We start from the raw sequence: 12,527 nt of genomic DNA, 5'->3' as shown, positions 1-12,527 counted from the left end.
TCGATATCCGTTGCAGTTAGGGTTTTATCCAACAATAAAGACCCGCGTTTCCGCGAATTTGTCATGCAGGGCCTGTTGACGCGGGTCGGTCAGGGCCAACAGAAATCCAAGACCCAGAGTGACGGTGGACAGCAGGTAGCCGGGAATGGAGCGAACCGCCGCACCCCGAAAACCTACAGGCTGGCCGTCCGCCATGCGGACCTGAATCCCCATCAACTTTTTTCCGGGAGTTTGACCGGTGATGCCGGTAAACACCACGAAGTAGACACAAATCAAAATCACCTGCAGAAAGCCACCCACAACCAGCAAGGGCAGGGTGTTCCCTTCGTGGAGTCGGCCCATCGCCATGCTTATGAGCATGGACCCCATATCGGTTCCTGCCTGATTCAGAAAGGTCCGGCTTAGCAATAAACCAAGAATTTCCAAAACGGTGATATCCAGCAGTAATGCAATGTAACGGCGGCGGAAACCGGCCGGCTTCATGGAGGATATCAAAGGATATGGCAAAGAGGGAAAACGCGGTATGGGTCTGGAAAACAGCCTGCCAGTCTCCACCCGGCTCCCGGGCAGAGCGGGTGCTTCCCACAAAATGATTTCGTATCCCAATTTATAATGGAAATCGGGCGGAAAATCCAATTTTTTTGAGGGAATGCGGACAAGCGGAGAGAAAAAAGGAGGTTGGTGGGATTCAAAACATTTACAAAGGGTTGGAAGCAATTCCAGAGACTTGCAAGGAAGGGAAAATCGGGAGAGGGGAAGGTTTACTTGTCGTCGTCGGGATCGGTGTCGAGATCGAGCTCAAGGCCGTCCAGATCCAGATCGTCCAGACCGAGGTCGGAATCCGAGGGGGTGCTGGATTCTGCATCGTCGTCCAGGTCAACCACCGGTTCGGCGGAAACATCATCCAGGTCGAGGTCCAGCTCAATGCCACTGTCATCACCTGCGTCCAGCGTGGCGGTATCGCCTTCATCGTCCAGGCCTTCCACCTGCGGTTCCTCATCGAGATCGAGATCCAAGCCGGTGTCCGCGTCCGTGTCGTCTTCCAAATCCAACTGAACGTCGGGCTCGTCGTCACCCAGGTCCAACTGGACATCGGGCTCGTCGTCACCCAGGTCCAACTGGACATCGGGTTCGTCCTCGCCTAAATCCAGTTCGACGCCCGGTTCGTCGTCACCGAGGTCCAGATCCGTGTCCTCATCTCCACCCAGATCGAGATCCAGCCCGGCATCGGTATCCGAATCGTCACCCAAGTCCAAATCCAGATCCAAATCCATATCGGTGGAAGCGTCCTCGCCCAAATCCAGACCGGCGGTTTCGCCGAGGTCGAGATCGTCCGTGTCCACATCGGCGCTGGCGTCTGCCTCGTCATCGAGTCCAAAACCCATGCCCTCAATTTCCGAATCGCCGAAATCTTCTTGGGTATCCAGATCGAAATTCACATCCGCCTCGGCGTCGTCGTCAAAATCTTCCATCGGCGGAGGTTCGTAAGCGCCGGGTTCGATGGTGTCGGCGGCGTAATCGGCCGCGCCTGCGATCCCCGCACCCACCACACCGGCGGCGGCCATTTCCCCGAAACCCGGGGTTTCTCCGGCGTAACCCGCTTCAATGGCTTCCGACAGATCCAGTTCAAAGTCGTCCGGGCCGATGTCGGTGAACACGCCGTCGGCGGAGACGGTCATGGCCTCCTCGCCTTCCGCGTACATGGATTCGTCTTCACCCAAATCCGGCGCCCCGTAGGTGTCGTACATGTCCGCAGAGCCCACCTCGGCAGGGGCGTATCCCTCGCCTTCGAAAATGACGAACATTTTCTCCTGCGCCAACTCCAGGTGCGTCTTGGTCTGCCGCACGTTGGCGCTACAGCTGGGACACCGCTTGGACTTGGTGAAGTATGTGTACCCACAATCTGGACAAAGCATGTGATTATTATAGGATCGGAGGAGAATAACGTCAAGAAAAATAATGCATTAGGAGAGGAGCCCGGGGTGGGCCCGGTGGCCGGATTTTTTTTGTCCGCCAGGGAAATCCGGTCCCGGCGTTTTTTGGTATCCTTAAGGCATATCCAACCTTGGAAGGGAGGACGGTCATGATCAGAAAATGGATGATGTTGGGACTGGTGTGTGTGGGGTTGATGGCTCCGGTGTATGCGGTGGCGGAAGAAGGGCCGCTCAGCTTTCCCAACCGGGAAGGTTCTGATGCCAGCGCTCATCAGCATAATGAGGAAGGCATCATGCATTATAACAAGGGGCACTTTGAGGAAGCCCTCAAGCATTTCCGCACTTCGGTGAAGATGGATCCGCACGTTGGGGAATCGCATTTCAACATGGCCATCACTTTGGACAAGCTGGGCAACCACGGACGGGCGACGCGGCATTTTAAAAAAGCAAAGGAATTCGCGCAGGACCGCAAGGAAATCCTGCAATCTCAGATTTTGAAGGACCACATCGGAGGGTGACTGCCACCTGCACCCAGCGCATACGGGCCGGAGTCCGGCGGGACTCCGGCTTTTTTTGTGGAAGTTGGGAGGCCTCGCGAGGGGGATTCCTTCTGGAGGGTGAATTGCAAATCAAGGCGAATGGGATACAATGCCATGTCCGGGTTTCCTGTTCGGAAACGGTGCATCGGCTTGTTTGCATCCTCTCATCAAATTTAAGGAAAACGACGTGCTCAAACGTCAGGACATAGAAAAGCTGGAAGAGCAGTACCTCGCTCCCTATGCGGTGAAAAGCGGCGCCAGCCGGGGAAGGCGCATCCGTGAGAAGGAACACGCCTACCGCACCCGTTTTCAGCGTGACCGCGACCGGGTGATCCATTCCTCCGCCTTTCGCAAGCTCGAATACAAGACGCAGGTGTTCGTCTATCACGAAGGCGACTACTACCGCACGCGGCTCACGCATTCGCTGGAAGTGGCACAGATCACGCGCTCCATCTGCAAGTCACTCCGCCTGAATGAAGACCTGGCAGAGGCCATCGCGCTGGCGCACGACCTGGGGCATCCGCCTTTCGGCCATACGGGTCAGCGTGTGCTCAACCAGTTGATGAAGGACCACGGCGGATTCGAGCACAACCGGCAGAGCCTGCGCATCGTCACCGTTCTGGAAAAGCGCTATCCGGATTTTGAAGGGCTGAACCTGACGTGGGAGGTGCAGGAGGGCATCAGCAAGCACAGCCGCGATGGCGACAACCCGATCCTCAAAAACAAACGGTTCAAGTACCCGACGCTGGAAGGACAGGTGGCGGACTTCTCCGATGGCATCGCCTACAACGCACACGACCTGGACGACGGCATCACCTCCCAGCTGCTGGATCCTGAGGAACTGCGCAAGGTGGCGCTGTGGAAAGAAAACGAAAAGCTGTTGAACCAGCAGTACACCAACCTCGACCTTGAATTGAAGAAGTACCAGATTGTGCGCGCCATCATCAACGACCTGGTCACCGATTTCCGCAAGACCACGTTGAGGAACGTGCGTAAGTACAAGATCGGGACGGTGGACGATGTGCGGTCGTGTCCGGCGCGGGTGGCCGGCTTCAGCGAGGAGTGCAACGAAAAGAACCTGGAGTTGAAGCGGTTCCTGTTCAAGAACATGTACCATCACCGCAAGGTGCGGCGCATGGAGTTCAAGGCGGAGTTGTATCTGACCAAACTGTTCGAGGCTTACGCGCGGTATCCCGAACTGTTGCCGGAACCGGCGCACAAGGATGGTTTGAAGGATTCGATGGAGCGGCGGATCTGCGACACCATTTCAGGAATGACCGACCGGTCTTCCATCGACGAATACAAAAAGCTGTACAGCCCGGATGAAGGGTTGGGCACGCCGGTTTGATTGGGATTCCAAAAGCAGAAAGGGCCATCCCCCCGGGATGACCCTTTGCCCGTATCTTTTGGAAAGCGCCGTCTGGTTTATTCGAGGTTTTTCCCGAACAGATACATGAACGCGATCGCGGCCAGGATCGCCAATCCAGCGATCAGGAACCTTCCACTCTCACCGATGTCTAACCATTCCATGGTCCACTCCTCCTTGGAGGGGTTTGGGTCGGGGCTTGTCGCTCCAACCTGGTAATTACCTTTATGCGATTAAATATGGGCAGAGGGTTCATATCTGTCAAGATAGCCAAATTATTGAAAACAAAAGAGAATCAATTTTATTTTAAAGGGGCGTCCGATGCCGGGCCCAAATTCGCCCAAGGTTGGGGTGTGTGGGTGCCGGGCGGATTTGCTCTGGTTTGGGAAGGCGGTGTGGAACGATGAACGCGATCCGGGCCATTTGTGTGTACTGCGCGTCGAGCACCCGTGTGGATGCGGTGTACCTGGATGCGGCGGACGATCTGGGCCTGCGCATGGGCCGCGCGAAGGTGGAGTTGATTTACGGCGGTGCGTCCATCGGCCTCATGGGCGCGGTCGCGCGCGGCGTGCACAAGGAAGGCGGCAGGGTGGTCGGCGTCCTTCCGAAATTCTTCATGAAAAAAGGCATCAAGTACGATGAGGCGGACGAGTTGATCGTCACCCGCGATATGCGCGAGCGCAAGGCGACGATGGACGAACGCGCCGATGCCTTCGTCGTGCTTCCGGGGGGAGTGGGCACGCTGGAAGAGGCCATGGAAATTTTTTCCATGGTGCAGTTGGGGCTCACGCACAAACCGCTGGTGTTCATCAACACCGCCGGGTTCTACGACAGCCTGTTTGCGCACTTTGCGAAAATGGTGGAGTTGAATTTCGCCAAGGAAGAGACGATGGAAATGTTCGCGCTGGTTCAAACGCCTGAACAGGCGATGGGATTTCTCGAGTCGTTTTCGCCGCCGGAGTTGCCGAGCAAGTGGTTCTGAATCAGACGAGCGACGCGTTGTCCGCTTCCACCTTGAGGTCCTGACTCAGCGTGTTCTGCAGAAAGTTCTCGATGTACTGAAGCGTGCCGGTGGTGGAGCTGGGGCAACTGCCGCACGCGCCCTGGTAGTGCACGTGAACCACCTTGCCCTTGACGTCCAGCAGGGTGATGCCGCCGCCGTCGTTCGCCAGTGCCGGGCGGATGGCGTGGTCCAGCAGGGCGTCGATGACTTCCATCTTTTTCTTGTCGGGCAGGTTCGGGAAATCCTCGACTTCCACTTCTTCCAGAATGTTTTTGGTGGCGGATTCGGGTTTCTGATCCTCGTCGCAGGTTTCGTAGAACGTCATGTTCTTTTCGAGCGTGTTCTGCACCGGCTCCATCAGCGTGGTCCAGCCCACAACGGGGGACTTGGTGATGGTGACGAAGTTCTCCTTGATGAACACGTTCTCTACACCGTAGATGTTGAACAGCGCTTCGGCGAGGGCGTCGCCGCGTGCGTTTTCGGGCGAACTGAAAGTGCGCGTGCCGCGGGCGATGACATCGCCGCTCATGATGAACTGAGCCGCTTCCGGATTGGGTGTGTGGTGAAAGGTCATGACTTTGAATCCAGATTTCATGGCCGGTCCCTCAGTAAAAAAGGTGTAGTGTGAGGATCAAATCACTTCATTATACGGGGAAATTTCAAACATTCCCAGAAAATCAGCCCTCTGCCATCGAAGAAAGTTGTTTTTCAAAGACTTCGAGGCTCTTGGCGTCGAACAGCACGAACCGGACCCGGCGCAGTCCGGTTTTGCCGGACAGGTATCCCTCCGTAGCGGAGAGCATGATGCGGGCGCAGTCCTGAATGGGAAAACCGAACACGCCGGTGCTGATGGCGGGAAAGGAGATGGAGGTGAGCAGGTGGTCGTCCGCCAGGCGCAGACTGCTCAGCGTGGCGCTGCGGAGCTTTTCATCTTCGCCACCTTCGCCGTATCGCGGGCCGACGGCGTGGATCACGTAGTCGGCTTTCAGGTTGCCGCCCGAGGTGATGACGGCCTCGCCCACCGGGCAGTGTCCGAGGAGCCTGCATTCCTCCTGAATGAGCGGACCGCCCTTGGTGCGGATGGCCCCGGCCACGCCCGCGCCGAGCGTTAAATTGGAATTGGCGGCATTGACGACGGCGTCGGTGTCGCTTTCGGTGATGTCGCCTTTTTGCAGTTCGATTTCGGATTGATTGATCTTGAGTTTCATACTACCCGAACGGAAAGTCAGAACCGGCGGTCATCCACTGGAACCAAACCCGTTGGCCCCGCGGGCCGTCTCATCCAGGTCCTCTACCGGGGTAAAATCCACCCGTTCCACCTTTTGTACCAGAAGTTGGGCGATACGGTCGCCTTTTTTTACGGGCACGTCCTCATCGGAATGATTGAACAGAAGGACCCGCACCTCGCCACGGTATTGGGAGTCGATGACCCCGGCGCCGCAGTCGATGCCCTGTTTCACGGCGAGTCCACTGCGAGGCCAGATGAGCCCGACGTGTCCGGCGGGCAGGGCAATGCGGATGCCGGTGCCTACCAGCTTGCGGCCACGCGCGGGAATGACGTCATCCGCGGCGGCATGCAGGTCCGCCCCGGCGTCGCCGGGGTGGGCGTAAGCCGGCAAGGGTTCACCCTGTACCCGGCATATGGCCGACGGTTCTGTCATCGTGTTTTCTCCGGGATGTATATCCAAGCCCCACCGGCACGCCAATCCGAAATCAGCATAACAGAGGTGTTTTGTCTGTCCTTGGCAAAACCCGCAAATCCGAATCAAATTCCAAAACCGGATCAGCGTGCCGGCAGGGTGAAAAAGTGAGGTGGTGGCGGGTTACTTTTGGATTCTGAATCCCGAAGGACCCGAATCCCAAAAAACGATTCCAATCGACGCCGCTTGGATAGGGTTTCGTAACCGAATAAATACTTAGGAGATTCCGGCCGGCGCTCAATACATTTGGGGATATGGGAAGGGCCTTTTCGCGAACCCCGGGCAAGCCGGAATCCACTGGATAATTGGAAAACGCCTTTAAAGTAACCCGCCTTTCAGGGCAGGGAATTGGGTGACTCGCGTTGTGCTGTCTAAAACTGTGTCTGTTCATACCGAACCGTGGTTCCGGTTTGTCTTGATGCAACCCAGTTTCCGCGTGTACAACATCCTTTATCTTGTATTGGTTCCGAAGGATACCACTATATATTGTAGATCGTCAAGAGGTTTGTCTAAAAAGTGTGTGTTAAATTTAAAACTCATTATTTTTCAATTAGTTAAGTGGCGATTTTAATTTAGGTGGGAGTCGTTTGCAGGGTTTGGAATACAAGATATTGGGGCAAAATCTGGTCGTTATTCCATATGCGGTGGTGGAAATCTTCGTATAGGAAGAAGGATGTTGGGGCGCGGAAACGTTGCGTGGGAAGGTGGGAAAAGTGCGGCTGGGGCACCTTCGGAAGGGTCAGGACGCCTTGGCCCGGAACCGCTCCACGCTCGCTGGAATCTCGTCCAGGAACCGGTTTTTGATGGAATACCAGGCGGACTGCCCCTTCACCTGGGCGTAACGCCGGTCTTCGTTGGGAAGCAGGTTGCCGACGGTGAGGCGGGCCAGTGGTTTGCGGTCGGCGGATTCCACGCTGAGGCGCAGGGCGGGCGACTCCAGCCCCATCCCGTTGTTTGACTTTTCGGGCGTCCCCTGTGATTCGTATTCGAGGTTGTTGAGCGTCCATACGATGCCGCGGACGATGTGGTCGGGAACGGATTCGATGTTCTCCGGCTGGACGAGCGACCATTTCCCGCCGTTGTTGCGGATCAATTCAAACGTCTGGTCCGGATATTCGAGAACGATGCGCCCGGCCTTTTCCGCATCGATGGAAAACAGCTTGCGGTTGCGCAGGTCGTGCAGACTGCGGAAAATTTTGCCCACGTCCTCCGCGCTCAATGCAAACACGGCGTTGTCGGAAGTGCGCTGGGCGAAATACAGGTCTTTCTGCATATTGGAATTGCCGAGGCGGATGGACACCGTCTGGCCCCCCTCCGCCTGCACTGTCACCACCTGCGTCGAATTTTTAAGGCCGAACAGGTCCAGTCGCTCGGCTTCCACAAACTCTTTCACGCGCACGTCTTTCAGGTCGAACAACAGGCTGTTGACGGCGGCGGGATTCACCGCTTCATTCTCCGGCTGGATCAGCACCCACGCGCTTTCACCCTTCTCCTTGTTTCCATCCTGGCGTTGCAACACCACGGTTTCTTCTTCGCTCTTCAACGTAATCGAGGCGATTTCTTTTTCCTCGAAGGTCAGCAGTTTTTTATCGAGGAAAGTGATGGCATTGCGCGACAGGGTGGTGACCAGGTGCTGGGCGATGGTGAACACGTTGCCGGTTTCGCTCAACTGTGCGTAGTACTGGCCTTTTTTGTGTTCGTTGCCTACGCGAAGGGTGAGGGTGCGTCCTGGCTTGTCGTCTTTGCCCTTCAGGTCGGCGGTGAGCACGATGCGCGGCGATGTCAGGCCGTAAATGTCCAATGCGTCCGGCGTCTCGTCGATGAACTCCACCGCGTCCGCCGATTGCAGTGCGCTCAGGAAATCCAACACCTCGTCGGAGTCTGCAAGGCCGTTCACCTTTCCGGAAAGCTGCCAGGTTTCTTTCTCCTTGGAAACCGTTTGCGTTTCCTCCCGATAACGCAGGGTGAACCGTTGCACGTCGGCGGTTGAGAACGAGAACAGACTGCGGTCGCGCAGGTCATTGGCGGACTTGTCGATGATGCGGGCATCCAGTTCCGACAGGTACACCGCTTTGGCGTCCCCCACTTTCACATAGTGGGAATGGCCGATGGGGCTGGCGTTGCCGAGCTCAAGTGATAACGTCTTGCCGCTTTTCAAATGAAGCGTGATGACCAGCGGGGGCGAGTCCAGCCCAAAGGGTGCGAGGTCGGCGGGATCTTTTTCGACGATGCGGCTGTGCCGCGCCGTCTCCAATTCATAGAGAAGTTGGTCGATGGCGCTCCGGCTGGCTTTGGCCTGCAGGGGTTCTTCAATCTGCCAGGAGTCTTTGTCCAGGCGCCTGATTTGGGTGATGGTATTGCCGCGCTTCAGCATCAGCTTTTCGACGTCGCCTTCCTTGAACAGCAGGAGTTTTTCGGCGCGCACTTTTTCTTCCTGCTCTTTTTTTTCGGAAGGCAGTTCGATCAGCCCGACGTAGGCCGTCAGTGCGGCGAACACGGCGATCCAGATCAGTGTGCCCCGGAACTTCATAGCGAACGGCGTTTCCACCAGATGCGAACGCCCAACACCCCCGTCAGCATGGGCAGAACCACCATTCCCGTTACCAGCACGAGGTTCCGTTGCGGGCGGGTGAGAGTCAGAGGGCTGTATTTTCTTTCATGCGGCCGGATGGAAATGAGTTCTTCTTCTTCCATCAACCACGATGCGGTGTTCAGAAAAAAATCACTGTTGCCGTACGTGGAGAACGTGGTGTTGGCCACGAAATCCGAATCGCCGACCACCACCAGCCGCGGTTCTTTGGGAGACGATTTCTTCTCCGGCGATTCCGATTTGGAACCGCTTTCCTTGGTGGCCGCGACCGGTTTGGTCACGACAATGGCTACCGGCACGTTGCCCTTCAGGTCCTTTGCGGAATCGTACTCCACCTTGCCACCTTCATAATCCACCTCGCTCCAACTGCTATCGGAAGCGAAGGCGAGGGACGTCACCGTCAACCCCTGGGTCTCGATGGGCGAGGTGGAGCGCACCAGGGGAAAGATGACCGGCATGGTGAAGTCCTGGGTGATGGCGTGTTTGACGAAGCGTTGCACGATGGGGATGGCGAGGTTCAGCGAATTGGGATCGACCACGATATCGTCCTTCAACTCCACGCCCCACCGGCCCAGAAAATCCTTGAGCCCCGCGTCGTATTGAGGATCGAGCAGAAGGAACACGGAACCGCCCCGTTGCAGGAACGCTTCCAGCGCCTTCATTTCCTTGTCCTGCAGTTTCTTTTTGGGACCGGCAACGACCACGAGGTCGGCGTCTTCCGGAATGCTTTCGGTTTGAAGCAGAAACAGGCTGCTGACCTTGAAATTGTTTTTCTCCAGTCCCTCACGCACCTTGGAGAAGCCCGCTTTTTCCTGATCGTCAATGTCCTTCTCTCCGTGGCCGCCGACGAAATACACTGTTTTCTGCCGGTCCCGGGTGACGCTCAAAATGCCGTTCAGCAAGCTTTCTTCGGTGACGTTTTCGATTTTATTCTGCTGCGGACCGCTTTGCAGGACCACCGTGCGGTCGGTTTTCAAACCATACTGATTGGAAAGCGTCGGGCTTTGGATAGGATCGATGAATTCGATTTCGATCTGGTTCGAAAGTTGCTTGAATCCGTCCACGAGTTGCACGAACTCTTTTTTGACCGGATCGTCCACCTGATAGAAGGCCATGATCTTGACCGGGCGCGTGAGGTTGGACAGCACCTTTTCCGTTTGTGGCGCCAGCGTATAGTATCCCGTCTCCGTCAAATCCATGCGGACCTTGTGCCGGTGCGCGAGGATGTTGAGGAAAATCAGGATGCCGGTGAACACGAGCACCAGCACCGCCGCGTTCATGCCGTACATGGCCTGGCGCGTGCGCAGGGCGCGCTTCAGGTTGTGGCGGTCCACGATGGCGAAGGTGGCGAGGTTGAGCACCGACAGGATGAAGAACGTCATCGGCCACACCGGGAACTGCGGGATCACGATATAAAGCAGGAGCGCCAGGGCTCCAAAGGCGATGCCGATCCATGCAAGGTAAGGCGTCATTCGTTTCATGATGTCAGCTCCACCTCCGCGATTCCACCACCCGGTACGTCAGAAACAGACCGAAGGCGATGAACGACAGGTAATAGGCCACGTCGCTGGAATCGATCACCCCCTGCAGGAACGACTCCATGTGGCTGACCAGAGAGATGTAATTGAGCAGTTCACCCAGTTGCGGCCCCGCGGACTGCGCCGCCCAGCCGATGATCCACATGAACAGAATGAAGCCGAAGCTGATCACTGCGGCGATGATCTGGTTGTCGGTCAGAGACGAGGCGAAGATGCCGAGCGAGATGTAACACGCGGCCATCAGCAGGATACCCAGGTAGCCGGAAAGGATCGGGCCGACTTCCGGCGAACCCATAAAGAGGATGAAGATCACCGAGTAGGAAGACAACAGCAACATCACCGCCACCACGCACAGGCATCCCAGAAACTTGCCCGCGATGATCTCGCGCATGTGGACCGGAGAGGATAACAGCAGGGGAAACGTCTTGTTCTTTTTTTCTTCGGCGAAGGCGCGCATGGTGATCAGCGGAATGATGAACAGCAGGATGACCGACATGTTGGCCAGCGACGGCTCAATGACGAACTGATTGACGTTCAGGATCTGCCCCATCTGCTGGAACTGCGGCGCCTGAAAACTCTGCGCTCCGAACAGGGCGAGGAGGCTGTAAAACATCCAGCTGTAAAGCGCAAGGAACACCGTGGTCACCACATAAAATATGGGCGACTGGAAAAACGCGTTCAGTTCCCGTTTTGCGATCCACAGCGATTGCTTCATGACGTCGTATCCAGTTTTTCTTCGGTGGTCAGTTTCAGGAAAATATCTTCCAGCGTCATCGACACCGGCTTCAATTCTTCAAGGCCCCAGCCCTGGTCCAGCACCAGCCGCGCCACGTCGTCCTGCACCGGCTGGCTGGATATGCTGTCGATAAAAAACCGGTTGGCCCCGTCCGTCTGCACTGCGGAGACCTGGTCCAGCGCTTCCAGTTTGGAGGCGATGCCGTTGTCCGCGTTGCGCACTCTCAACTCCAGCCGGTTGCTGTGTCGGAGCGATGCGTTGAGGCCGTCGAGCGTGTCCATCGCGGCGATCCTGCCTTCGTGAATGATGATGACGCGCTGGCAGATCTGCGTCACTTCCGGCAGGATGTGCGAGCTCAAAAGAATCGTGTGCGATTTGCCCAGTTCCTGAATGAGTTTGCGGATCTCGATGATCTGGATGGGATCGAGGCCGATGGTCGGCTCGTCGAGGATGAGGATTTCCGGATCGTGGATCATCGCCTGCGCCAGGCCGATGCGTTGCTGGTAGCCCTTCGAAAGGCGGCCGATGATGCGGTCCTGCACGTCGCGAATGTGGCATTGTCCCAGCACCCGGTCCACGGCGGAGGCGATTTGTTTTTTCGGCACACCGCGCAGGCCCGCGGCGAAGGCGAGGTATTTCGACACCACCATGTCCTGGTACAGGGGCGGCGTCTCCGGCAGGTAACCGATGCGTTTGCGGATTTCGTAGGACTGCTCGAAGATGTCGAATCCGCACACCCGCGCCGTGCCGCTGGAAGCGGGAAGAATGCAACAGAGGATATTCATGGTCGTGGTTTTTCCGGCGCCGTTGGGTCCTAAAAAACCGACCACTTCCCCCTGGTTGACTTGAAATGTGAGGTCGTGAATGGCTGACCGGGGACCGTACGATTTGGCCAGATGTTCAACCTCTATCATGGAATCCTCGGATGCGTGCTATCAGGTGGGTGATATGCGCAAAAGAAATTAAGTTTTATTTTCCAATAACTTCCCTCCGCAAGGGTCACTGGAAAAAATTATCACAGGGCTCGGCCGGAATCCATTAAAAATTTTTAATCTTAGGGAAGGGGAAAGCAAGATGCAGAAGTGCCGGCCACCCCGGTCAAGGCAGGAGGTTGTGTGGGG

The 12,527-nt window shown here is 56.6% G+C and carries 12 protein-coding genes; 3 read left to right on the top strand and 9 right to left on the bottom strand.

Annotated elements, in window-relative coordinates; all coding sequences use genetic code 11:
* Nucleotides 1-24 precede the first annotated feature (24 nt).
* The gene (locus J2S31_RS11365) at nt 25-483 is read right to left on the bottom strand and encodes an RDD family protein (protein ID WP_237099206.1); all 459 of its coding nucleotides are present in this window, start codon (nt 481-483) and stop codon (nt 25-27) included.
* Between the two features lie 278 nt (nt 484-761).
* Nucleotides 762-1,916, bottom strand: a complete 1,155-nt coding sequence (locus J2S31_RS11360) for a hypothetical protein (protein WP_237099205.1) — start codon at nt 1,914-1,916, stop codon at nt 762-764.
* A gap of 167 nt (nt 1,917-2,083) precedes the next feature.
* On the opposite strand from J2S31_RS11360, the gene J2S31_RS11355 reads away from it, so the two are divergent.
* The 3 genes from J2S31_RS11355 (at nt 2,084) to J2S31_RS11345 (ending at nt 4,821) form a co-directional block, all read left to right on the top strand.
* Nucleotides 2,084-2,452 carry a tetratricopeptide repeat protein gene (locus J2S31_RS11355; RefSeq protein WP_237099204.1) on the top strand — a complete coding sequence of 123 codons (369 nt, stop codon included), beginning with the start codon at nt 2,084-2,086 and terminating at the stop codon, nt 2,450-2,452.
* 208 nt (nt 2,453-2,660) lie between these two features.
* On the top strand, nt 2,661-3,821 hold the full coding sequence (locus tag J2S31_RS11350; protein WP_237099203.1) for a deoxyguanosinetriphosphate triphosphohydrolase: 1,161 nt from the start codon (nt 2,661-2,663) through the stop codon (nt 3,819-3,821).
* Nucleotides 3,822-4,242: 421 nt separating this feature from the next.
* Nucleotides 4,243-4,821: a TIGR00730 family Rossman fold protein gene (locus J2S31_RS11345; RefSeq protein ID WP_237099202.1), complete on the top strand. Its 579-nt coding sequence runs from the start codon at nt 4,243-4,245 to the stop codon at nt 4,819-4,821.
* 1 nt (nt 4,822) lies between these two features.
* Here the strand turns inward: J2S31_RS11345 and J2S31_RS11340 are convergent, their stop codons facing one another.
* The 7 genes from J2S31_RS11340 to J2S31_RS11310 all read right to left on the bottom strand — a co-directional run bounded on the left by J2S31_RS11340 (nt 4,823) and on the right by J2S31_RS11310 (nt 12,320).
* A complete protein-coding gene (locus tag J2S31_RS11340; protein WP_237099201.1) occupies nt 4,823-5,437 on the bottom strand; it encodes a NifU family protein in 615 nt (204 codons plus the stop codon).
* An 82-nt stretch (nt 5,438-5,519) separates the two neighbouring features.
* Nucleotides 5,520-6,050, bottom strand: a complete 531-nt coding sequence (locus J2S31_RS11335) for a macro domain-containing protein (protein WP_237099200.1) — start codon at nt 6,048-6,050, stop codon at nt 5,520-5,522.
* 30 nt (nt 6,051-6,080) lie between these two features.
* Nucleotides 6,081-6,503 (bottom strand): dUTP diphosphatase, encoded by a 423-nt coding sequence (dut, locus tag J2S31_RS11330; RefSeq protein ID WP_237099199.1) that lies wholly within the window; start codon nt 6,501-6,503, stop codon nt 6,081-6,083.
* 778 nt (nt 6,504-7,281) lie between these two features.
* Complete coding sequence (locus J2S31_RS11325) at nt 7,282-9,072, bottom strand: DUF4340 domain-containing protein (protein WP_237099198.1); 1,791 nt, start codon at nt 9,070-9,072, stop codon at nt 7,282-7,284.
* Entirely contained in the window at nt 9,069-10,613 is a 1,545-nt protein-coding gene (locus J2S31_RS11320; RefSeq protein ID WP_237099197.1) for a GldG family protein, read from the bottom strand. Before J2S31_RS11320 ends, J2S31_RS11325 begins: the two co-directional genes overlap by 4 nt.
* A gap of 4 nt (nt 10,614-10,617) precedes the next feature.
* Complete coding sequence (locus J2S31_RS11315) at nt 10,618-11,385, bottom strand: ABC transporter permease (RefSeq protein ID WP_237099196.1); 768 nt, start codon at nt 11,383-11,385, stop codon at nt 10,618-10,620.
* Nucleotides 11,382-12,320 (bottom strand): ABC transporter ATP-binding protein, encoded by a 939-nt coding sequence (locus J2S31_RS11310; protein ID WP_237099195.1) that lies wholly within the window; start codon nt 12,318-12,320, stop codon nt 11,382-11,384. Before J2S31_RS11310 ends, J2S31_RS11315 begins: the two co-directional genes overlap by 4 nt.
* Nucleotides 12,321-12,527: the final 207 nt, after the last annotated feature.

Source organism: Nitrospina gracilis Nb-211 (genome assembly GCF_021845525.1).
GTDB lineage: Bacteria > Nitrospinota > Nitrospinia > Nitrospinales > Nitrospinaceae > Nitrospina > Nitrospina gracilis_A.
The sequence above is the reverse complement of the archived record's forward strand: the minus strand, read 5'-3'. Positions and strand labels throughout refer to the sequence as shown.